This window comes from Pseudomonas sp. G1002 (genome assembly GCF_013385455.1).
Lineage (GTDB): Bacteria > Pseudomonadota > Gammaproteobacteria > Pseudomonadales > Pseudomonadaceae > Aquipseudomonas.
Genome location: NZ_JACAPY010000014.1, coordinates 1 through 21,479, shown reverse-complemented (window position 1 = coordinate 21,479; position 21,479 = coordinate 1). Strand labels below are relative to the sequence as shown.

Annotated in this window: 20 protein-coding genes; 3 read left to right on the top strand and 17 right to left on the bottom strand. The window is 61.8% G+C overall.

Annotated elements, in window-relative coordinates; translation table 11 throughout:
• Positions 1-113: 113 nt before the first annotated feature.
• Entirely contained in the window at positions 114-2,759 is a 2,646-nt protein-coding gene (gene ppc, locus HX801_RS05740) for a phosphoenolpyruvate carboxylase (RefSeq protein ID WP_177021756.1), read from the bottom strand.
• Positions 2,760-2,946: 187 nt separating this feature from the next.
• Between ppc and HX801_RS05735 the strand changes: the two genes are divergently transcribed.
• The 3 genes from HX801_RS05735 (at position 2,947) to HX801_RS05725 (ending at position 4,845) form a co-directional block, all read left to right on the top strand.
• Complete coding sequence (locus HX801_RS05735; RefSeq protein WP_003219222.1) at positions 2,947-3,291, top strand: hypothetical protein; 345 nt, start codon at positions 2,947-2,949, stop codon at positions 3,289-3,291.
• 284 nt (positions 3,292-3,575) lie between these two features.
• Positions 3,576-4,004: a DUF4398 domain-containing protein gene (locus HX801_RS05730; protein WP_003219226.1), complete on the top strand. Its 429-nt coding sequence runs from the start codon at positions 3,576-3,578 to the stop codon at positions 4,002-4,004.
• Between the two features lie 55 nt (positions 4,005-4,059).
• Positions 4,060-4,845 (top strand): OmpA family protein, encoded by a 786-nt coding sequence (locus tag HX801_RS05725; protein ID WP_003219227.1) that lies wholly within the window; start codon positions 4,060-4,062, stop codon positions 4,843-4,845.
• A gap of 28 nt (positions 4,846-4,873) precedes the next feature.
• On the opposite strand, the gene HX801_RS05720 is transcribed toward HX801_RS05725, so the two are convergent.
• From HX801_RS05720 to HX801_RS05645, 16 genes are all read right to left on the bottom strand, one after another.
• On the bottom strand, positions 4,874-5,107 hold the full coding sequence (locus HX801_RS05720) for a hypothetical protein (protein WP_008431103.1): 234 nt from the start codon (positions 5,105-5,107) through the stop codon (positions 4,874-4,876).
• 209 nt (positions 5,108-5,316) lie between these two features.
• On the bottom strand, positions 5,317-5,571 hold the full coding sequence (locus HX801_RS05715) for a FlxA-like family protein (protein ID WP_003219231.1): 255 nt from the start codon (positions 5,569-5,571) through the stop codon (positions 5,317-5,319).
• Positions 5,572-5,683: 112 nt separating this feature from the next.
• Positions 5,684-6,010: a hypothetical protein gene (locus HX801_RS05710; RefSeq protein WP_003219233.1), complete on the bottom strand. Its 327-nt coding sequence runs from the start codon at positions 6,008-6,010 to the stop codon at positions 5,684-5,686.
• Complete coding sequence (locus HX801_RS05705; protein WP_177021755.1) at positions 6,007-6,912, bottom strand: alpha/beta hydrolase; 906 nt, start codon at positions 6,910-6,912, stop codon at positions 6,007-6,009. Before HX801_RS05705 ends, HX801_RS05710 begins: the two co-directional genes overlap by 4 nt.
• A gap of 173 nt (positions 6,913-7,085) precedes the next feature.
• Positions 7,086-8,363, bottom strand: a complete 1,278-nt coding sequence (locus HX801_RS05700) for a flavohemoglobin expression-modulating QEGLA motif protein (RefSeq protein ID WP_003219237.1) — start codon at positions 8,361-8,363, stop codon at positions 7,086-7,088.
• Between the two features lie 21 nt (positions 8,364-8,384).
• Complete coding sequence (locus HX801_RS05695) at positions 8,385-8,933, bottom strand: hypothetical protein (RefSeq protein WP_003219239.1); 549 nt, start codon at positions 8,931-8,933, stop codon at positions 8,385-8,387.
• 16 nt (positions 8,934-8,949) lie between these two features.
• On the bottom strand, positions 8,950-9,666 hold the full coding sequence (locus tag HX801_RS05690; RefSeq protein ID WP_023659125.1) for a TetR/AcrR family transcriptional regulator: 717 nt from the start codon (positions 9,664-9,666) through the stop codon (positions 8,950-8,952).
• Positions 9,667-9,818: 152 nt separating this feature from the next.
• Positions 9,819-11,321: a lysine--tRNA ligase gene (lysS, locus tag HX801_RS05685; RefSeq protein WP_003219243.1), complete on the bottom strand. Its 1,503-nt coding sequence runs from the start codon at positions 11,319-11,321 to the stop codon at positions 9,819-9,821.
• Positions 11,322-11,399: 78 nt separating this feature from the next.
• Positions 11,400-12,495 (bottom strand): peptide chain release factor 2 gene (gene prfB, locus HX801_RS05680; protein WP_096236834.1). Its coding sequence is split into 2 segments (ribosomal slippage): positions 11,400-12,422 and positions 12,424-12,495, totalling 1,095 coding nucleotides; the frame shifts between segments, so codons are not numbered across the junction.
• A gap of 247 nt (positions 12,496-12,742) precedes the next feature.
• Complete coding sequence (locus HX801_RS05675; protein WP_003219248.1) at positions 12,743-13,744, bottom strand: diguanylate cyclase; 1,002 nt, start codon at positions 13,742-13,744, stop codon at positions 12,743-12,745.
• A gap of 51 nt (positions 13,745-13,795) precedes the next feature.
• The gene (locus tag HX801_RS05670; protein ID WP_003219250.1) at positions 13,796-14,806 is read right to left on the bottom strand and encodes a chemotaxis response regulator protein-glutamate methylesterase; all 1,011 of its coding nucleotides are present in this window, start codon (positions 14,804-14,806) and stop codon (positions 13,796-13,798) included.
• Positions 14,803-17,106 (bottom strand): hybrid sensor histidine kinase/response regulator, encoded by a 2,304-nt coding sequence (locus HX801_RS05665; RefSeq protein ID WP_102368209.1) that lies wholly within the window; start codon positions 17,104-17,106, stop codon positions 14,803-14,805. Before HX801_RS05665 ends, HX801_RS05670 begins: the two co-directional genes overlap by 4 nt.
• On the bottom strand, positions 17,103-17,789 hold the full coding sequence (locus tag HX801_RS05660) for a chemotaxis protein CheW (protein WP_102368208.1): 687 nt from the start codon (positions 17,787-17,789) through the stop codon (positions 17,103-17,105). The genes HX801_RS05665 and HX801_RS05660 overlap by 4 nt, the downstream gene beginning before the upstream one ends.
• On the bottom strand, positions 17,786-19,048 hold the full coding sequence (locus tag HX801_RS05655; RefSeq protein WP_177021754.1) for a protein-glutamate O-methyltransferase CheR: 1,263 nt from the start codon (positions 19,046-19,048) through the stop codon (positions 17,786-17,788). Before HX801_RS05655 ends, HX801_RS05660 begins: the two co-directional genes overlap by 4 nt.
• A complete protein-coding gene (locus tag HX801_RS05650) occupies positions 19,048-19,560 on the bottom strand; it encodes a chemotaxis protein CheW (protein ID WP_102368206.1) in 513 nt (170 codons plus the stop codon). The genes HX801_RS05655 and HX801_RS05650 overlap by 1 nt, the downstream gene beginning before the upstream one ends.
• The gene (locus HX801_RS05645) at positions 19,560-21,182 is read right to left on the bottom strand and encodes a methyl-accepting chemotaxis protein (RefSeq protein ID WP_003219261.1); all 1,623 of its coding nucleotides are present in this window, start codon (positions 21,180-21,182) and stop codon (positions 19,560-19,562) included. Before HX801_RS05645 ends, HX801_RS05650 begins: the two co-directional genes overlap by 1 nt.
• Positions 21,183-21,479 lie beyond the last annotated feature (297 nt).

Genomic DNA, 21,479 nt, shown 5'->3' with positions numbered 1-21,479 from the left:
CGCGCCGCGCTGGCTTTACAAGCAGGTACAACCCTGACAGCAAAACGCCGGTCGCCAATTTTACGGCGACCGGCGCGGGGTATCTGCAAGCTATTGAGAACACGCCATAAATGTCAGCCGGTGTTGCGCAAACCAGCGGCAATACCGGCCACAGACACCAGCAGCGCCTGTTCCAGAGGGCTGTCTTGTGCCGCTTCCTGTTGCCGCGATCGGGCCAGCAATTCGGCCTGCAGCAGGTGCAACGGGTCCAGGTAGGTGTTGCGCAGGCGGATGAACTCAAGCGTATCGGGGCTGTGGGCCAGCAGCTGAGACTGGCCAGTCAGGCCAAGCACCACACTGCACGCCTGCGACAATAGGTCGCGTAAGTGCGCGCCCAATGGCAGCAGATCGGGCTGCACCAATCGCTCGTCATACAGCCGGGCGATGTCGGCGTCGGCCTTGGCCAGCACCATTTCCAGCATATCGATGCGCGTACGGAAGAACGGCCACTGCTCGCGCATCTGCCCCAGCAACTCGCCTTCGCCCCGCTCCAGGGCATTGTTCAACGCCGCTTCCCAGCCGAGCCAGGCGGGCAGCATCAGGCGTGTCTGGGTCCAGCCGAAGATCCACGGGATCGCCCGCAGGCTTTCAATGCCACCAGCCCGGCGCTTGGCCGGACGACTACCCAGGGGCAAGCGACCCAGTTCCTGCTCCGGGGTCGACTGGCGGAAATACTCGACGAATTGCGGATTTTCCCGCACCACGGCGCGGTAAGCACTGACACCGTCGGCGGCCAATTCGTCCATCAAGTGACGCCAGGCCGGTTCCGGTGGTGGCGGTGGCAGCAAGGTCGCCTCCAGCACCGCCGCCAGGTACAGGTTGAGATTCTGCTCGGCGATGTCCGGCAGGCCGAACTTGAAGCGGATCATCTCGCCCTGCTCAGTGGTGCGGAAACGCCCCGCCACCGACCCCGGAGGCTGCGACAGAATCGCCGCGTGAGCCGGGCCGCCGCCGCGGCCTACAGTGCCGCCACGACCGTGGAACAGCAGCAGTTCGACTTGTTGTTCGCGGCAGATTTCCACCAGCCGTTCCTGGGCCCGGTATTGCGCCCAGGCGGCGGCGGTAGTGCCCGCGTCCTTGGCCGAATCCGAGTAGCCGATCATTACTTCCTGCGGGCCCTGCAGGCGGGCGCGGTAGCCCGGCAACAGTAGCAGTTTCTCGATCACCGGGCCGGCGTTGTCCAGGTCAGCCAGGGTCTCGAACAACGGCACCACACGCATCGGCCGTTGTACGCCGGACTCCTTGAGCAGCAGTTGCACGGCCAACACGTCCGACGCGGCGCCGGCCATGGAGATGACGTAGGAACCCAGGGACGCAGCCGGTGCGGCAGCGATTTCCTTACAGGTGTTCAGCACTTCGGCGGTGTCTGCCGAAGGCTTGAAGTAGCCCGGCAACAAGGGGCGACGGTTGGCCAGTTCCTTCATCAGGAAGCTGATGCGCGCCTCTTCGTCCCAATCCTCGTACCGGCCAAGGCCCAGGTAGTCGGTGATTTCGGTCATGGCCGCGCAGTGGCGGGTGGAATCCTGACGTACGTCGAGGCGCACCAGGAACAAGCCAAACGTCACAGCCCGACGCAGGCAGTCCAGCAGCGGGCCGTCGGCAATCACGCCCATGCCGCAGCTATGCAGCGACTCGTAGCACAGTTGCAAAGGCTCGAGCAGGTCGCGGTTGTTTTGCAGCACATCGGCGGGCGCCGGCGTGGTGCTGGTCAACGAGGTGTGGGCCCATTGGCGTGTGGCGCGCAGCCGCTCACGCAATTGCTTGAGCAACGCCCGGTAAGGTTCGACGCTGTCACCCACCTTGACCTGCAATGCCGGGCTGGCCTGTTGCATCGACAGTTCGGAGGCGAGGTGGTCGATGTCGCGCAAGTACAGGTCAGCCGCCATCCAGCGCGCCAGCAACAGCACTTCGCGGGTGACCGGGGCGGTGACGTTGGGGTTGCCGTCGCGGTCGCCGCCCATCCAGGAAGCGAAGCGAATCGGCGCGGCCTCCAGAGGCAGGCGCAGGCCGGTAGCCGCGTGCAAGGCGTGATCGGCCTTGCGCAAATAATTCGGGATGGCGTGCCACAACGAATGCTCGATCACCGCAAAGCCCCACTTGGCTTCGTCTACCGGCGTGGGCCGGGTGCGGCGGATTTCTTCGGTGTGCCAGGCTTCGGCGATCAGGCGTTGCAGGCGATTGCGGATCTGCTCGCGCTCGGCGGTGGTGAGGTCGCGGTGATCCTGCAGGGCCAGTTGTGCGGCGATGGCGTCGTATTTCTGGATCAGGGTGCGGCGGGCGACTTCGGTGGGGTGGGCGGTGAGCACCAGTTCGATTTCCAACCGACCCAACTGGCGCGCCAGGGATTCGCTGCTGTGGCCTTCACTCTGCAGGCGCGCCAGCAGTTCCGGCAGCACCCGCGACTCGAACGGCGCCGGGGTTGATTCATCACGGCGGTGGATCAACTGATACTGTTCGGCGATATTGGCCAGGTTGAGAAACTGGTTGAAGGCCCGCGCCACCGGCAGCAGTTCGTCTTCCTTGAGTTGATTGAGGCTGGCGCTCAGCTCTTCGCCGGCCACCTGCTCCGAGGCTGCGCCACGGCGGTCGGCCTTGGCGCCTTTACGGATCTGCTCGATCTTGTCGAGGAATTCATCGCCGTACTGTTCTCGAATCGTGTTGCCCAACAGTTCACCCAGCAGGTGAACATCCTCACGCAAACGTGCATCGATATCGCTCATCAGCCAATCTCCAGCAGAAAATCCGGGACGCTTTGATCTTCAAGAGTGCCGCCCACGGCGACGTCTTACAAGGAACTTTAAACCTTGTGAGTTGCAGCTAGTCTCAACAGTAAGCCGCAGCGTTATCCGCGCTGGCCGGCTGGTCACTCATCATCGCCCGCGTACCGTGGGCTCCATTGAGGTTGCCATGAAAATCCGAGAACTGGCCCAGCATTGGGAAGAAAACGCCAAGGGTCGCCTGACCAAAACCGAATACGCCATCCATCTGGACGTGGAAGCCGCCGCCAGGCTGGCGGCGATCTCCGAGATGTACCCCAAACGCCATACCGAAGAACTGCTCGGCGAGTTGATTGGCGCAGCCCTCGAAGAGCTGGAAGCGAGCTTTCCCTACATCAAGGGCAAGCAGGTGATTGCCACCGATGAGGAAGGCGATCCGCTGTATGAGGATGTCGGCCCAACCCCACGTTTTCTCAGCCTGTCACGGCGTTACCTGCACGATTTGTCAGCTCAGTCCGACAAGCAGAAACACTAGTAAACCTGCGCCTCAAACCCCTTAACCTCCCGTATTCAGGGCCTCCCACAGGCCTTGGATACCGCTGCGCCATGCAAAAGTTCCAACTTTTAAACGCTGACCGTTCAGTCAAATATTTTTTTAGGCAAATCGCCATCTTCGCTGAACTATTCAAAAAAGCCTCCGGTCACAGCCAGTAAGCCATCACTTGGAACAGCCGTTTGAATAGGCGTCCTGAGCTAACCGCCGGGCCCCGCAGACACTGCAAGCCGGAGATGGATTTGATGTTTTTCAGGAGTTACCTAATGGAGTTGAAGACGATGAAGACCAGCACTGCCAAAACCTCGTTTAACCACCTGCGCGGGCTTAAATTGGCCGCGCTGGCAATCGGCACCAGCTTCGTACTGGCTGGCTGCGCCGGCAACCCGCCGACCGAGCAATACGCTGTTACCCAATCTGCGGTGAACAGCGCTGTCAGCGCCGGCGGTACCGAGTTCGCAGCCGTGGAGATGAAGTCTGCCCAGGACAAACTGAAGCAAGCTGAAATCGCCATGCACGACAAGAACTACGACGAAGCCCGTCGCCTGGCCGAACAGTCCGAGTGGGACGCTCGCGTAGCAGAGCGTAAAGCCCAGGCTGCCAAGGCCGAACAGGCTGTGAAGGATTCCCAGAAAGCTGTTCAGGAGCTGCGTCAGGAAGGCATGCGCCCGGCTGTGATCCAGCCGCAACAATAAGCCGCCGCCCCTGATTGCATTGCACCCGAAACCGAATTGAAAGGACGACACGACTATGCGTAAACAATTGATGATCCCTGCCCTGCTGGCGATGAGCGTTGCTCTGGCGGCTTGCTCCACCCCGCCGAACCAGAACCTGGAAAACGCTCGGACCAACTTCTCGGCCCTGCAAGCCAACCCGCAAGCCACCAAGGTAGCGGCGCTGGAAACCAAAGACGCCAGCGACTGGCTGGACAAGGCTGACAAGGCCTACCGCGACAAGGAAGACCAGAAGAAGGTCGACCAACTGGCCTACCTGACCAACCAGCGCGTTGAAGTGGCCAAGGACACCATCGTCCTGCGTGAGTCCGAAGCCAAGCTTAAAAACGCCGGTGACGAACGTGCCCGCGCCCTGCTGCAGGCCCGTGACGCGCAGATCAAGCAACTGCAAGACAGCTTGAACGCCAAGCAGACTGATCGCGGCACACTGGTGACCTTTGGTGACGTGCTGTTCGCCACCAACAAGTCGGACCTCAAGTCCAGCGGCCTGGTGAACATCACCAAGCTGGCGCAGTTCCTGCGCGATAACCCGGACCGTAAAGTGATCGTCGAAGGCTACACCGACAGCACCGGTTCCGACTCGTACAACCAGAGCCTGTCCGAGCGCCGCGCTGCTTCCGTACAGCGCGCACTGGCCAACCAGGGTGTGGATATCTCGCGCATCGTGACCCAGGGCTATGGCAAGGAATACCCGGTTGCCGATAACGGCAGCGTTTCGGGCCGCGCCATGAACCGCCGCGTTGAAGTGACCATCTCCAACGACAACCAGCCGGTCAAGCCACGTTCTTCGATGGCCAACTGATCGATTGATGCTGGAAAAAAAACCCACGTTACTGTGGGTTTTTTTTCGGGTCGTCGAACCGGACAGGTCGGTTGGGATCCTCGGCTGGTAGCTCTATCTTCCCGCCGTAGCCATGTTCCGACAGCTTGTCGAGCAAGTGCTTGAGCTTATGATCCTCGGCGTCGAGCATTTCCAGCTTCTCGTGCCCCCTGAGCATGTTCACCATGTTGCTTATTGCAGCAATATCTATCGCCACCTTCTCGCCCCGACTCGTGTAAATCACATCGCTTCTGTGGTGCGTTACGCAATACGGTTCCAGATATTTCCATCATCAACTACGACTGCACCGGAGGGCCCAGCCCGCACACCACGCCGACCGCTCCGTCGCTGAATGATCGTTTGAGGCCGCATGAAAAATCCCGCCAAATGGCGGGATTCTTTTATTTGCAGGCCAGGAATCAAGAGGTCCCAGTGCGCTTCAAGAGCATCGGGTCAGTAGCTTACTGGCGCCGAGTTATCCTGCTCCGGAGCCGCCTGCCCTTTGAGTTGGGCCAGCTCCGCCTCGAGCCTCTTGAGCCTTTCCTCAAGGCTTTCTTCGCCCTGCGCGCCCTGTGCACCACCGCCTCCTTGGGCGATCTGGTTCTTCAACTTCTGAATCTCTTGTTCCAATTGCTGAAGTCGCGAATCACCTCCCCCCGCACCTGCAGTGAATGGGGAAGACGAGTTGTTTACGCGAGGAATGTCCATTCAAGTGACTCCAAATTAAGTATCCGAGATAACCGATCCAGCGCTGCTGGCCAGTACGGAATCTGTGGCAATCCACTTAAAATGGTTCCAGACCTTTCCCACTTGGCTCGCGCTACTGCTCCAATTGCGGCGTTTCCTGCCCCATGCAACGCACTGCCTGCTTCTTGCTGTTGACCAGTACGCCGGTCAGCCCTTTCTGTTCGGTATCAAACAGCACCAGCACGCCATCAACGCATTGCGCCACCTGGGCGGCCGGGGTCAGGGAGATTTTGTAGTCCTCGCCCGGCACGGTCTTGAGCATGGTGAAGTCGCTGAGCAGCAACGCATCCTCGGGCTTGGCGAAGTGCAAATAGCCGTAGTACCACAGGCAGCCAACGGTACCGATGATGGTGCCGATGCCGGTGAGGATCAGGGGGATCATGTTGCGTTCTTCGCTCATTGCGGGTTCTCTGCGTTGGAGTTCGGGGCCGCCGGGTAATTGGGGATTTCCCCCAGGCGGCGCAGCCCGTTGAAATGCTGGGGGTCGTCCAGGTAGCGCAGCATCACAGTTTGCCAGGTCTTGTCGGCAAAGGTTTGCACGTGGCCACCCCGGGTCAGTTGCAGCACCCGCGGTGGCGGCGCAGTCTGATACAGGCGAATGCCGTTGGAGAGCGGCACGATCGGGTCGTCCAGGCTATGGAACAACAATTTCGGCACGCCGGTCAGCCGGGGCATGGCGTTGATCGCACTGTCGCCGTCCGGCACCAGCCACGACAACGGCACCTGGAACGGCCATGTTAGCCAGGAGGTGCTGAGGGCGAATTGTCCTACGTCACGATAACTGGCCGGCACACCATCCAGTACCAGCGCCTTGAGCTGCGGCTGACGTTCGGGATGTTCCGCCAGGTAGTGCACCACTAGCGCGCCGCCCAGGCTTTGGCCGAGCACGATCAGTGGCTGGCCCTGGGTTTCGGGGGCGTTGTCGATCCACTTGAAAGCGGCGTCGATGTCCTGGTAAACCGCCGGCAGCGAAGGTTCGCCTTCGGACAACCCGTAGCCGCGATAGTCCACCAACAGCACTTGATAGCCCTGCTCCGGCAGCCACCAGCTGCCGCCGAGGTGCCAGGCGAGATTGCCGCCATTGCCGTGCAGGTGCAGCACCGTGCCCTTGAGCGGCACGCCGGCCTTGGCCGGCAGCCACCAGGCGTGGAGCTTCAGGCCATCGGCGGTGGTCAATGTGACGTCACGGTATTGCAGGTGCGCCTTTTCCGGGGTGAACGGCATGCCGCGCTCCGGATAGAACAATAAGGAGCTGCAGCCGTTAAGGGTCAGTAGCAGGCAAAGAATGCCGAGGATTCTCATCCGTTGAAGCCTCGTGAATGGGTTGGGAACGATCCTGAAGACCTATGGAGATCAAAGGTGGGAGCGGGCTTGCTCGCGAATGCGGTGATTCAGTAACCACATCTGTTGCTGATACACCGCATTCGCGAGCAAGCCCGCTTCCACATTTTGACTGAGTTCCTTCAGAGATATCGTTAAAGGATATTGGAGTAATCCGCCTCGATCCGGTCCAGGCTCAAATGGTTGAGGAAGTTGGAGAAGCACATCCACGCCGCCAACGCATTCATGTCGCGAAACTGATCCGGCAGGTATTTGGGTGGCACCACCAGGCCTTCGTCCACCAGTTGGCGCAGGGTACGCATGTCTTCCAGGGTGGTCTTGCCGCAGAACAACAACGGCACTTGCTCCAGCTTGCCTTTGCGCACGGCCAACTGAATGTAGTTGTAAACCATGATAAAGCCCTTGAGGTAGGACAAATCCTTGGTAAACGGCAGGCCCGTAGGCGTCGACCCACGGAAAACCCGGCTGGCGTTGCCGTAGCTTTCCGCCATCTCAAAGCCCTGCTCGCGGAAGAATTCGAACACCTGCAGGAAGTCGGCTCCCTGCTCCACCATATGAATGGCGCGAGTGCGGTTGGTCAGCTTGCGCAGGCGGCTGGGGTAGGAGGCGAAGGTGATGATTTCCATCAGGATCGCCAGGCCTTCCTGGGTCACGGTCGACGAGGGCGGGCCCTTGGACAGGAAGGTGCAGATCGGCTGGTTTTGCCCATTGAGGGTGGTGCCCACGTGCACCAGGCCTTCATGGACCTCCAGGGCGCGCACGTCGCGGTCGTTGAACATCGCGTCGGCGCGGATCTTGATGTAGTCGGCACCTGCCGCCGCATCCGCCACGATACCGTCGGACTCGAACACCCGGATGGTTTCCTCGGCCTCGCCGAATACCTTGTTCAGGCGGCTCTGCAGCAGGTTGACGGCGTCCTTGGCGGTCAGGGTCTTGGCTTCGTCCTTGAGGTCGCCACGGCCATCGATATTGTTCAGGTAGTCCGACATCATCAGGCCGAGGTCGGCCAGGGTCGGGTCACCGGCATGGAACGCATCGGAAGCGGCGCCATACAGCTCCTGGGAGATCAGGCCGAAATCCTCGGTGCCCCGCGCTTCGAGCATGCGCACCACCATGCGGTACTCCTTGCACATGCGCCGCATGATCTGCCCGACCGGGTTGAACTGGCCAAGCTGGCGGGTGATGTCACGCTCGATGTTCTGGAACTCCAGCTTCACCGCGCTGGAATCGAACGACAGCGGCCGGGTCAGGTAGTAGTCGCGGTCCACCGCCGGCATTTCCTTGCCCTTGGCCTTGAGGAATCCCTGGCGAATATTCTCGTCCCACTTCACGGCGTCGAGGACGCGAATCGGTGTTTGCGCCAGCACAATGCGATCGGACAAGGCGCGTATCGTCTGCTGGTAATCGTCCACCCGGTACTTCCTCTTTAAACGTTATTTGCCTGCACGCTGGTAGCGCACGGCTTCGACGAACACATCGGCATTGGCCGGATCATCCAGGTACGCAAATACCCGGGCCATGGAACTGTCGATCAACACACCGGCACCCTCGACGGTTTCGACGGTGCTGCCACTCAGGACCTTCTGGCCGACCGCCTGGTGGACCTGATCCAGGTCGAGGTTGTAGACCACCAGCTCGTGCTCATCATTCAATTCGAACCCGGCGAGGATGTAATGCCCGCCGAACCTGGCCGGCAATGGCGCCGACAGATACCAGCGGCTGCCATGCCGGGAAACCGTGAACAGGTATTCATCCCGCTGGCCCGGCTTGGCCTTAGGGTAGCTCACGGCTTTGTAGCGGTGCTTACCGACGCGGCTGATTTGCAGGTTGAGCGGCTCACCCCAGGCGTTTTTGCTGGCCCATTTGCCAAGCAGACCATCAGGCGCCGCCTCGCTGGCGGGCAACGGGTCCTTGAAGGTCACCAGGCAACCGCTGAGCAACAGGAACGACAAGGCGATCACGACGACGCGCCAGGCTTTCATTGGACAATCCCCTGTGTCAGACCGAAGCCAACACCAAATGCATGTAACGCTTGAGGATCTCAAGCATTTCTTCGCTGGTCAGAGGCTCTGCGCCGCCCAGCAGGCCCTGATATTCCATCCGACCGATAATCGCCGTCAACACTTTGGCATCCTGTTGCGGCTCGCGGGAACCCAATACCTGGAAAAACTGGCAAGTGCCCTGCAGCAGGATTTGCTGGTGGGAGCGCACCAGCTCGGCCAGGCGCGGGTTCAGCAGCGCTTCCTGGCGAAACGCCTGCTCGGCCATCAGGTGCTCACGGCGGTTGAGCAATTGGCGTTGCACGTAATCGGCGGTCAGGCGCGCGATGTCATCGGCCAGTTGCGAGCGCGACTGCGGGCTGCCGTCGCCATAAGCCACCATCTCGCGCAGCAGGCCTTCGTTACGCACCCACAACTTGCCCATGAACGCGGCGCTGCGCTCCACATATTGGGCGAAGGTGTCGGTGAGCAGGTCGTCGATGTCCTTGAAGTAATAGGTGGTGGCCGACAACGGCACACCGGCTTCCGCCGCCACCGCACGGTGACGCACGGCACGCACGCCTTCGCGTACCACGATGCGCATCGCTGCATCGAGAATGTCCTGCCTGCGCTGCTCACTGCCCCGGCGACTGGCCTTGCGGCCCTGGTACTGAACACTTTCAGCCACGGCAGCGGCAATGCCGGCGGCACCCTTTTGAGCCATTACGCGGTTCACGACGGATCTTCCTCCACAGTGTGACGCGGAGCGTCACGGGCTGCGTTCCCACGCGGAGCGTGGGAACGATCACCTGGCGCTGTTTACTTGACGCTTATAAACGCCACATAAAAAAGCCGCCTTATAAAAGGCGGCTTCGGATTTCGCTACGGTTACGCTTGTGGCCGCATGTGCGGGAACAAGATCACGTCACGGATCGACGGCGAGTTGGTCAACAACATCACCAACCGGTCGATGCCGATACCTTCACCGGCGGTAGGCGGCATGCCGTATTCCAGGGCGCGTACGAAGTCGGCGTCGTAGTGCATCGCCTCGTCGTCGCCAGCGTCCTTGTCGGCCACCTGGGCCATGAAGCGCTCGGCCTGGTCTTCGGCATCGTTCAGCTCGGAGTAGGCGTTGGCGATTTCACGGCCGCCGATGAACAGCTCGAAACGGTCGGTGACGTTCGGGTTGTCATCGTTGCGACGGGCCAGCGGCGACACTTCGAACGGGTACTGGGTAATGAAGTGCGGCTGCTCCAGCTTGTGCTCCACCAGCTCTTCGAAAATCATCACCTGCAATTTGCCCAGGCCTTCGAAGCCCAGCACCTTGGCGCCGGCTTTCTTGGCGATGGCGCGGGCCTTGTCGATGTCGTTCAGGTCATCGGCGGTCAGCTCAGGGTTGTACTTGAGGATCGAGTCGAACACCGACAGGCGCACGAACGGCTCGCCGAAGTGGAACACCTTGTCGCCGTATGGCACGTCGGTGGTGCCCAGGACCAGTTGCGCCAGTTCGCGGAACAGTTCCTCGGTCAGGTCCATGTTGTCTTCGTAGTCGGCGTAGGCCTGGTAGAACTCCAACATGGTGAATTCAGGGTTGTGACGGGTCGAAACGCCTTCGTTACGGAAGTTGCGGTTGATCTCGAACACTTTTTCGAAGCCGCCAACAACAAGCCGCTTGAGGTACAGCTCAGGCGCAATACGCAGGAACATTTCCATGTCCAGCGCGTTGTGGTGGGTTTCGAACGGCTTGGCTGCGGCACCACCCGGGATGGTTTGCAGCATCGGCGTTTCAACTTCGAGGAAGTCGCGCTTCATCAGGAAGCTGCGGATGTGCGCAATAACCTGCGAACGCACGCGGAAGGTCTGGCGCACTTCTTCGTTGACGATCAGGTCAACGTAGCGCTGGCGATAGCGCTGCTCGGTGTCGGTCAGGCCGTGGTGCTTGTCCGGCAGCGGGCGCAGGGATTTGGTCAGCAGGCGCACGCTGGTCATTTCAACGTACAGGTCACCCTTGCCGGAACGGGCCAGGGTGCCTTCGGCGGCAATGATGTCGCCCATGTCCCAGGTTTTCACCGAGGCCAGGGTTTCTTCGGACAGGGTTTTACGGTTGACGTAGACCTGGATGCGACCGGTCATGTCCTGGATCACCATGAACGAGCCACGGTTGAGCATGATGCGACCGGCAACCTTGACCGGGATTGCAGCCTCTGCCAGCTCTTCCTTGGTCTTGTCCGCGTACTGTTTCTGCAAGGCATCGCAGTAGTTTTCGCGGCGGAAGTCGTTCGGGAAGGCATTGCCCTTGGCGCGCTCGGCAGCAAGCTTTTCCTTGCGCAGGGCGATCAGGGAGTTTTCTTCCTGTTGCAGGGCTTGCGGGTCGAGTTGTTGGTCGCTCATGTCTTTAAATTTTCCATCAGGTTCGTTGTCCCCGGCCTGCGGCCGGGGATCGCCGGCAAGCCGGCTCCTACAAAGGAGTTACAGGCCAGATTTCAGGCTGGCTTCCAGGTATTCGTCGATATCACCGTCGAGCACCTTGTCGCAGTCGCTGCGTTCGATGTTGGTACGCAGATCCTTGATCCGCGACGCGTCGAGCACATACGAGCGGATCTGGTGACCCCAGCCGATATCCGACTTGGTGTCTTCCAGCGCCTGGGACGCGGCGTTGCGTTTCTGCATTTCCTGCTCGTACAACTTGGCCCGCAGCATTTTCATGGCGGTGTCCTTGTTCGCGTGCTGGGAACGTTCGTTCTGGCAGCTCACCACGGTATTGGTCGGTACGTGGGTAATACGTACGGCCGAGTCGGTGGTGTTTACGTGCTGGCCACCGGCACCGGAGGAACGGTAGGTGTCGATCCGCAGGTCTGCCGGGTTGATCTCGATTTCCACCTTGTCGTCGATCTCTGGCGAGACGAAAACGGCGGAGAACGACGTGTGGCGACGGTTGCCGGAGTCGAACGGGCTCTTGCGCACCAGGCGGTGTACGCCGATCTCGGTCCGCAGCCAGCCAAAGGCGTATTCGCCCTTGATGTGCACGGTCGCGCCCTTGATGCCGGCGACTTCACCGGCCGACAGTTCCATGATGGTCGCGTCGAAACCGCGTTTGTCGGCCCAGCGCAGGTACATGCGCAACAGGATGTTGGCCCAGTCCTGGGCTTCGGTGCCGCCAGAACCGGCCTGGATGTCCAGGTAGGCGTTGTTCGGGTCCATTTCATGGCTGAACATGCGGCGGAATTCGAGTTTGGCGAGGTTTTCCTCGAGACGGGCCAGCTCGGCGACGACATCGCCCACTGCGCCTTCGTCGTTTTCTTCGACGGCCATGTCCAGCAGGTCGCGGCAATCGCCCAGACCGGTGTTCAATTCGTCGAGGGTGTCGACGATCTGCGCCAGCGCAGCGCGCTCGCGGCCCAGTTCCTGGGCATATTCAGGTTTGTTCCAGACAGCCGGATCTTCAAGCTCGCGATTGACTTCGGTCAGACGCTCATGCTTTTGATCGTAGTCAAAGATACCCCCGAATAGTTTCGGAGCGCTCGGACAGGTCCTTGATGGTGTTAAGGATCGGGTTGATTTCCATGGCGGGCAGCACTCGTTGGCGAACTTTTGAAAGCCGACGAGTATAACGACAAACGGCTGATAACGGCAGTCCGCTTGGCCGAAAAGGCGGGGATATGCACCATCCAGACAGCGATGAAGATCAAATGTGGGAGCGGGCTTGCTCGCGAATGCGGTGGTTCAGTCGCCAGATGCATTGACTGACACACCGCATTCGCGAGCAAGCCCGCTCCCACATTAGGTCTGCGACATCCCGCAGACCGTATTCCCTACTCGATCCCCACCTGATTGCGCCCATTGTGCTTGGCCAGGTACAGGCCCTTGTCCGCCGCCGAGATCAATTGCCGGCAATCGGTGCCCTGCACCGGGGTCATGGTCGCCAAGCCAATACTGATGGTCAGGCTCGCCCCTTCTGCCGGGGCAATGTGCGGGATTTTCAGGCTCGCCACCGCCTGGCGCAGCTTCTCGGCCACCAGCCGCGCACCGCCCGGCGAGGTATTGGGCAGCACCAGGGCAAACTCTTCACCGCCATAACGCGCCGGCAAATCCGAAGGACGGCTGCTGGCATCACGAATGGTCGCCGCCACCTTGCGCAACGCCTCGTCGCCTTCCAGGTGGCCGAAACTGTCGTTGTAGGTCTTGAAGAAGTCCACGTCGATCATCAGCAGCGACAGTTGGGTCTGGTCACGCATGGCGCGGCGCCATTCCAGTTCCAGGTATTCGTCGAAATGCCGGCGATTGGACAGCCCGGTCAGGCCGTCGGAGTTCATCAGCCGTTGCAGCACCAGGTTGGTGTCCAGCAACTGCTGTTGGCTGACCCGCAGCGCCCGGTAGGCCGCGTCCCGTTGCAACAGAGTCATGTAGGAGCGCGAGTGATAGCGGATGCGCGCCACCAGTTCGATGTTATCCGGCAGCTTGACCAGGTAGTCGTTGGCCCCGGCAGCAAACGCCGCGCTCTTGATCAGCGGGTCTTCCTTGGTGGAAAGCACGATGATCGGGATGTTCTGCGTCGCCGGGTGATTGCGGTATTCGCGCACCAGGGTCAGGCCATCGAGACCCGGCATCACCAGGTCCTGCAGGATCACCGTCGGCTTGATACGGATCGCCTGGGCAATGGCCTGGTGCGGGTCGGCGCAAAAGTGGAAGTCGATATTGTCTTCATGGGCCAGGCCCCGGCGAACGGCCTCGCCGATCATCGCCTGGTCGTCGACGAGCAGCACCATGGCGGCGTTTTCGTCGGTCTTGAAGTCGTCGAGCTGCAAATCATTCATTTACGGTCACCTGAATTACTACCTGCAGGCCAGGACAGCGTGTGATATCGGTCATTTTGCGAATACCTCCAGCAATCGTGGCGCAATTCTGTCCAATGGGCGAATTTCAACAGCCGCGTCAATCGCCGCTGCCGCTTTGGGCATGCCGTAAACAGCACAGCTTTGCTGGTCCTGCGCGATGGTCAGGTAGCCTTGCTGACGCATCAACTTAAGTCCCTGGGCGCCATCACGCCCCATCCCCGTCAGCAGCACGCCAACGGCATCGCCATTCCAGTAGCTGGCGACGCTCTCGAAAAACACGTCGATGGACGGCCGATAAATCTCGTTCACAGGTTCGGCGGTATAGGCCAGCGTGCCGTTCTTCAGCAGACGAATGTGATGGTTGGTGCCCGCCAGCAACACGACGCCACTTTGGGGCGGCTCGCCTTCCCGGGCCAGGCGCACCGGCAGGCCCGAGGCACTGCTCAGCCATTCGGCCATGCCGGCGGCGAACACCTGGTCCACATGCTGCACCAGCACAATGGCCGGCGAGAAGTCCCGGGGCAAGCCCTTGAGCAGGGATTCCAGGGCAGCCGGGCCGCCTGCGGACGAACCGATGGCCACCAGGCTCTGGCGTTTGCCCGTGGCCCGCTGGGGCGCAGGCTCGGCCCGCACGCGGCTGCCACGCTGGCCAATCAGCCAGCCGATATTGAGGATCTTGCGCAACAGCGGTGCCGCGGCGTCCTTCGGATTGCCCACGCCCAGTGCAGGCGTGTCAACCACGTCCAGGGCGCCATGGCCCATGGCTTCGAATACACGGCTGACGTTGGCCTGGCGGTCGACGGTGACAATCAGGATCGCACAGGGCGTCTCGGCCATGATCTGCCGGGTGGCCTCCACACCGTCCATCACCGGCATGATCAGGTCCATCAGAATCAGGTCGGGCGTGAATTCGGCGCAACGCTGCACTGCTTCCAGGCCGTTGCCTGCAACCCACACCACTTCGTGGGCCGGCTCAAGGCTCAACGCCCGGCGCAAGGCCTCCACGGCCATGGGCATGTCATTGACGATCGCAATCCTCATGCCCGTGCTCCTCCAATCAGCTCCACCACCGCGTCCAACAGCGCGTCGTCATGGAAGCTGGCCTTGGCTAGATAATAGTCGGCGCCGGCGTCCAGTCCACGACGACGGTCTTCTTCCCGATCCTTGTAGGAAACAACCATCACCGGCAGGGATTGCAGGCGAGTATCACGGCGCAAGAGTGTGACCAATTCAATACCGTCCATGCGAGGCATATCAATGTCCGTGATCAGCAGGTCGAAGTCTTCGGAGCGCAGCGCGTTCCAGCCATCCATGCCATCGACCGCCACGGCCACTTCATAACCGCGATTAAGTAACAATTTGCGTTGCAGCTCACGCACGGTCAGCGAGTCATCCACCACCAGAATACGCTTGCGCGGTGCTTCGAGGGTTTGCTGGGTGCGTCGGGCGATGCGCTCCAGACGACCGGTATTCAGCAGTTTGTCCACCGATCGCAGCATGTCTTCGACGTCGACGATCAGCACCACCGAACCGTCATCGAGCAACGCTCCGGCGGAGATGTCCTGGACCTTGCCCAACCGGTCATCCAGGGGCAATACCACCAGCGTGCGTTCGCCGATAAAACGCTCCACGGCAATCCCGTAGACCGCATCGCGCTCGCGGATCACCACGACCTTCAGGGTTTCCTGACTGCCCTGCCCCGGCGGGCGCTGCAGCAACTGGCTGGCGGCGACCAGGCCGACATGCCGGCCTTCGTGCCAGAAATGCTGGCGGCCTTCCAGTTGCACGATGTCGTCGGGCGCAAGATCGCACATGCGCTCGATGTGGGCCAGCGGGAAGGCGTAGGCCTCCTCGCCAACTTCCACCACCAGGCTGCGCACTACCGATAGGGTCAACGGCACTTCCAGGTGGAAGCGACTGCCCTGCCCCGCCGTCTGCTCCAGCACCACCGCGCCGCGCAACTGGCGCACCATATGCTGCACCGCATCCAGGCCGACCCCGCGCCCCGAGACCTCGGTGACCTTGTCCCGCAGGCTGAACCCCGGCAGGAACAGGAACGTGAGCAGTTCCTCTTCGCTCAGGCGCAGGGCGGTTTCCACCGGCGACAAATGCCGGTCGACGATGGTGCCGCGCAGGCGCTCCAGGTCGACACCGTTACCGTCGTCGCTCAACTCCAGCACCAGCAAGCCGGCCTGGTGAGACGCCCGCAGGCGGATCAGGCCTTCAGCCGGTTTGCCCGCCAGCAGGCGTTGCTCGGGCATTTCAATGCCGTGGTCCACAGCATTGCGCAGTAAATGGGTCAGCGGCGCTTCGAGCTTTTCCAGCACATCGCGGTCGACCTGGGTTTTCTCGCCTTCGATTTCCAGGCGTACCTGTTTACCAAGGCTGCGGCCCAGGTCACGCACCATGCGCACCTGCCCGGCCAGCACGTCGGCAAACGGCCGCATGCGGCATGCCAGCGCGGTGTCGTACAAGACTTGGGCGCGTTGCCCGGCCTGCCAGCCGAACTCGTCGATTTCGGCGGTTTTTTCCGCGAGCAGCGCCTGGGCTTCGCTCAACAGGCGGCGGGTGTCGGCCAGGGCTTCCTGGGCTTCCAGGCTCAGGTCGACGGTCTTGAGGTGGCCGTCGAGGTTTTCCAGGGCGCGGGCGCTGTTGCTCTGGATGCGCTTGAGGCGTTGCAAGCTGGCGAGGTAAGGCTTGAGCCGCTGGGTTTCCACCAGGGACTTGCTGGACAGGTCCAACAGGCTGTTCAAGCGTTCGGCGGTCACCCGCAACACCCGCTCGCCGCCTTCGGTCATGCGCTTATTTTGGCGCGGCAGTTCGGCACTGACCGGCGGCGCGGGTTCGGGCTCCGGCGGCAGGGTCAGCAGCGCTTCCATCGACAATTCAGGTTCTGGCGCGGGCGTTGGCGGCGGCGCGGGCTTTGGCGCAGCGGGCGGTGCGACTTTCTGCGACGGATCGAGCAACCGCTCCATCAATGCCACATAGGACTCGATGTCCGCCGGGCCCACGGTATTGCCCGGCGTAGCAATGCGCATCAGCAAATCGGTGCCTTGCAGCAGTGCGTCGATATGTTCCGGCAGCAGGTACAAGCGGCTTTCCTGGGCGCTGACCAGGCAATCTTCCATCACGTGGGCCACGCTGACCCCCGCGTCCACCCCGACAATCCGCGCCGCGCCCTTCAGGGAATGGGCGGCGCGCATGCAGGCTTCGAGCTGGTCGGCCTGGGTCGGGTTGCGCTCCAGGGCCAGCAGGCCGGCGCTGAGCACCTGGGTCTGGGCGTCGGCTTCCAGGCTGAACAGCTCCAGCAGCGAGGCATCGCGCATCTGGTCGGGGGTCATGTGAGGCTCCGGGTCACGGCAGACAACAATTGCGCCTCGTCCAGCCAGCGCAGGCTGCGGCCTTTCCACTGCAACACCCCTTGGGTATAGCGGGCGCTGGCCTGGGTGCCGGAGGCAGACGCCGCGTTCAAGGTGCGTTCATCAATGGCATGGATACCGTCCACTTCGTCCACCGGCACCACCACGGGGCCGTCCTGCGCCGCGATGATCAGCATGCGCGGCATGATTCGTGCGCCACTGGGGCCGCTGCCGGTGCTGTCCAGCCCCAGCAATTCCACCAGTGACAGGCACGCCACCAGTGCGCCACGCACATTGGCCACGCCCAGCAAGGCGCGGGAACGCTGATGGGGCAAGGAATGGATCGGCTGCAACGGCGCCACTTCCACCAGGCAGCGAGTGGCGATGCCCAGCCATTCTTCGCCGAGGCGGAACATCAGCAGCGAACGGGTGAGGACATCACCCTCGACTTCCGGCGTCGCGACGGGGCGGTGATCGTCCTGCTGCAAGGCATAACGGTCGAGCAGGCGCGTGGCGGCGGCGGAATACACCGAGCAATTGCGACAGTGAATGTGCTCGGCCAGCAACGGGCAGGACTTGTCACCGTGGATGCCGATGCGGTTCCAGCAGTCATCGATGGCCTGGGTATCGGCCAGGGTCAGGTTCAGCTCGGGATCCAGGGTCATGATTTACGCTCACTGTCAGCTCGCTCGCTGCGCGCGGCACGAGCCTGCAAACGCCGGGCGCCGGCGACATCGCCCTGGGACTCGAGCAACGCGGCCAGGTGCATCAAGGCCTGCGGGTGCTGGGGTTCCAGGTACAAGGCTTTTCTGTAATAACCCTGGGCTTCCAGGGCGCTGCCGGCCACATCGCTGAGCAGGCCCAGCCAATAAAACACCTGGGCCGCCGGCGGATGGCTCTGCAAATAACGCTCGCAGGCAGAACGGGCTTCCAGGCTCTTGCCTTCATTGGCCAGGGTCGCAATCTGACTGAGCAGATCGGCGGCGTCCGACTGCGGGGGCGGCGGCTTGATCGGTACCACTTGGGCACTGACGGTGCTGAACGGCCGGGGCCTGGTCGGGATAGGCGCGGCACTGCGCTGAGGAATCGGCGCGGGCATCGGCACAAATACCGGTTCAGGCGCGGGCTCCGCATGCCGGCTGAAGGCAAACGACTGCGGCACGCCAATCGAACGCATGCCCAGGCGCCCCAGCAGGCTGCCTTCGGCAGGCCCGATAAACAGCACGCCGTCGACGTGGGTCAGGCCCTTGAGCACTTCAAACACCTGCTTCTGGGTCGGCTGGTCGAAGTAGATCAGCAGGTTGCGGCAGAACACAAAATCGTAGGTGGGCTCGTTGGCCAGCAGCGTGGGGTCCAGCAGGTTGCCCACCTGCAGGCGCACTTGTTCGCGTACCCGGTCGGCAATCCGGTAGCCGTCGGTTTGCTCGGTGAAGTGGCGATCGCGGAACTCGAGGTCCTGGCCGCGAAACGAATTCTTGCCGTACACCCCACGGCGGGCGCGCTCCACCGACAGCGGGCTGACGTCCATGCCCTGCACCTTGAACTGATGCGGTGCCAGCCCGGCGTCGAGCAAGGCCATGGCAATCGAATAGGGTTCTTCGCCGGTGGAACACGGCAGGCTGAGGATCCGCAGGGCGCGCATCTGCTTGATTTCGGCCAGGCGGGTGACCGCCAGCCGGCCCAGGGTGGCGAAGGATTCGGGGTAACGGAAAAACCAGGTTTCGGGGACGATCACCGCTTCGATCAGCGCTTGCTGTTCGTCGGTGGAGGCCTGCAATTGCTGCCAGTATTGATCGGCGGTCTGCGCGCTGAGCGCCATGCTGCGCTGGCGTACGGCACGCTCGATAATCGCTTCGCCCACCGAGGCAACGTCCAGGCCAATGCGCTCCTTAAGGAAGTCGAAGAAGCGTTGATCACTGCTCATCAACCCTCCTCGCCCGCGGCAAACAGCAGCGCCTGCACGTCAGCCGTCAGCAGGTCCGCCACGCCGATCCACTGCATCAAGCCACGCTCGTCTTCGCGCACCGGGCCCAGGTAACGTGCCTGGCGGTTGTCCAGGCCGTAGGGCTGGAACTCCGCCGGGTCACAGCGTAGGGTATCGGTGGCCTGTTCGAGGATCAGCCCCAGCCAGCGTGCCGGAGTGAGTGCATCCGGCTGATAATTGACCAGCACCAGGCGCGTGCTGGTGCGGGCCTGGGCCGGCGTACCGAAGGTCAAGGCACTGAGATCGATCACCGGCACCATTGCCCCGCGATGGGCAAAGATCCCGGCGACCCACGCAGGCGCATGGGCAATGGGCTTGAGCGGCAGGCGCGGCAGCACCTCGGCCACTTCCGTGGCCTTGAGGGCATACCGTTCATTACCGATGTGAAACACCAGGAACAGTGCTTTCTTCACTGCCGCAACGGCACCGCGTTTAGCCGCGAGGTCGTTCATCAGACTTTAAAACGCGACACGCCGCTGCGCAGGCCAACGGCGACCTGGCTCAGCTCGTCGATGGCAAAGCTGGCCTGACGCAGGGACTCCACGGTCTGGCTGCTGGCATCGCCCAACTGCACCAGCGCATGGTTGATCTGCTCGGCGCCGGTGGCCTGGGCCTGCATGCCTTCGTTGACCATCAACACCCGCGGCGCCAGGGCCTGCACCTGATGGATGATCTGCGACAGCTGCTCGCCCACCTGCTGCACCTCGAACATGCCACGGCGCACTTCTTCAGAGAACTTGTCCATGCCCATCACCCCGGCCGACACCGCCGACTGGATCTCGCGCACCATCTGCTCGATGTCGTAGGTGGCCACGGCGGTCTGGTCGGCCAGGCGCCGCACTTCGGTGGCTACCACGGCAAACCCGCGACCGTACTCACCGGCCTTCTCGGCCTCGATGGCAGCGTTGAGGGACAACAGGTTGGTCTGGTCGGCGACCTTGACGATGGTCACCACCACCTGGTTGATGTTGCCGGCCTTCTCATTGAGGATCGCCAGCTTGGCGTTCACCAGGTCGGCCGCGCCCATCACCGAGTGCATGGTTTCTTCCATGCGCGCCAGGCCTTGCTGGCCGGAGCCGGCGGCCACCGAGGCCTGGTCGGCGGCGGTGGAGACTTCGGTCATGGTACGGACCAAGTCCTTGGAAGTAGCAGCGATCTCCCGCGAAGTAGCGCCGATCTCGGTGGTCGTCGCGGCGGTTTCAGTGGCCGTGGCCTGTTGTTGCTTAGAAGTCGCGGCAATCTCGGTGACCGAGGTAGTGACCTGTACCGAAGAGCGCTGTGCCTGGGACACCAGGGCGGTGAGCTCGGTCATCATGTCGTTGAAGCCGGTCTCTACTGCGCCGAATTCGTCCTTGCGTTCGAGGTTCAGGCGTTTGCTCAAGTCGCCGGTGCGCATGGTTTCGAGGATGTCGACGATGCGTTTCATCGGCGCCATGATCGCGCGCATCAGCAGCAGGCCGCAGAGGCCAGCGGCGAGGATCGCGAGGATCAGCGAGACGCCCATGCTGATTTTTGCAGCGGACACGGCGTCGTCGATAGCGTTGGTGGCGCGGTCCGCGACGTTTTTGTTTTCGGTGATGATGTCGTTGAGCTTCATGCGGCCTGCGGTCCAGGTCGGGGTCAGCTCTTCGTCGAACACTTTGCGGGCGGCGGCGACGTCATTGCGTTGCAGGTTTTCAGTGACTGCGGCCAAAGCCTTGTTGTAGGCCTGGTGCAGGGCTTCGAACTTATCGAACTCGGCCTGATCCTCAGCGCCGTTGATAGTTGCCTTGTAATTGGCCATTTGCGTGATGATGCGCGCTTCGAAGGACTTGTAGTCGGCCTTGTCGGCTTCGGTGAGTGTCTTGTCTTTGCGCAGGCCGATGATGTCGAGGGTGTCGAGGTAGCTGTCGACCCATGCGCTGCGGATCATGGAGCTTAGGTAGACCCCGGGGACTGCGTCATCGCGGACTGACTCTTCGCCGGCCTCGATCTTCAACAGGCGTGAATACGAGACCACTACCATCAGCAGCATGATCGCGATGATGACCGCAAAGCTCGCCAAAATCCGTTGGCGCAAGGTCCAGTTCTTCACAGTAATTCCTCAAGGGCCATTCAAATGGAGAGGAGTATAGCTGAGCGGATGCCATCATTAATCAACGGCTTGTGGGATCTGGGTCACGCTCGGGGGAGGAAAGTTTTCTTGGGGGGGCATATCCGTTGCTGCGGTAACGGCTGCTATTGGTTCCGCTCTTACAGCGGCTCACTTTTGAACAGCGCAAAAGTAAGCAAAACGCTCTTGCCCCACCACTCGGCACCTCGCCTAGGCTCGGTGTGCCCTCACTCCGGCTTTGGACCGTGGGCCGCCGTCATGGGCCATCCTTGGCCCAGG

Coding starts and splice junctions, on each gene's coding strand:
- ppc (WP_177021756.1), bottom strand. CDS start 2,759: ATGAGCGATATCGATGCACGTTTGCGTGAGGATGTTCACCTGCTGGGT.
- HX801_RS05735 (WP_003219222.1), top strand. CDS start 2,947: ATGAAAATCCGAGAACTGGCCCAGCATTGGGAAGAAAACGCCAAGGGT.
- HX801_RS05730 (WP_003219226.1), top strand. CDS start 3,576: ATGGAGTTGAAGACGATGAAGACCAGCACTGCCAAAACCTCGTTTAAC.
- HX801_RS05725 (WP_003219227.1), top strand. CDS start 4,060: ATGCGTAAACAATTGATGATCCCTGCCCTGCTGGCGATGAGCGTTGCT.
- HX801_RS05715 (WP_003219231.1), bottom strand. CDS start 5,571: ATGGACATTCCTCGCGTAAACAACTCGTCTTCCCCATTCACTGCAGGT.
- HX801_RS05710 (WP_003219233.1), bottom strand. CDS start 6,010: ATGAGCGAAGAACGCAACATGATCCCCCTGATCCTCACCGGCATCGGC.
- HX801_RS05705 (WP_177021755.1), bottom strand. CDS start 6,912: ATGAGAATCCTCGGCATTCTTTGCCTGCTACTGACCCTTAACGGCTGC.
- HX801_RS05695 (WP_003219239.1), bottom strand. CDS start 8,933: ATGAAAGCCTGGCGCGTCGTCGTGATCGCCTTGTCGTTCCTGTTGCTC.
- lysS (WP_003219243.1), bottom strand. CDS start 11,321: ATGAGCGACCAACAACTCGACCCGCAAGCCCTGCAACAGGAAGAAAAC.
- HX801_RS05675 (WP_003219248.1), bottom strand. CDS start 13,744: ATGAATGATTTGCAGCTCGACGACTTCAAGACCGACGAAAACGCCGCC.
- HX801_RS05670 (WP_003219250.1), bottom strand. CDS start 14,806: ATGAGGATTGCGATCGTCAATGACATGCCCATGGCCGTGGAGGCCTTG.
- HX801_RS05665 (WP_102368209.1), bottom strand. CDS start 17,106: ATGACCCCCGACCAGATGCGCGATGCCTCGCTGCTGGAGCTGTTCAGC.
- HX801_RS05660 (WP_102368208.1), bottom strand. CDS start 17,789: ATGACCCTGGATCCCGAGCTGAACCTGACCCTGGCCGATACCCAGGCC.
- HX801_RS05655 (WP_177021754.1), bottom strand. CDS start 19,048: ATGAGCAGTGATCAACGCTTCTTCGACTTCCTTAAGGAGCGCATTGGC.
- HX801_RS05650 (WP_102368206.1), bottom strand. CDS start 19,560: ATGAACGACCTCGCGGCTAAACGCGGTGCCGTTGCGGCAGTGAAGAAA.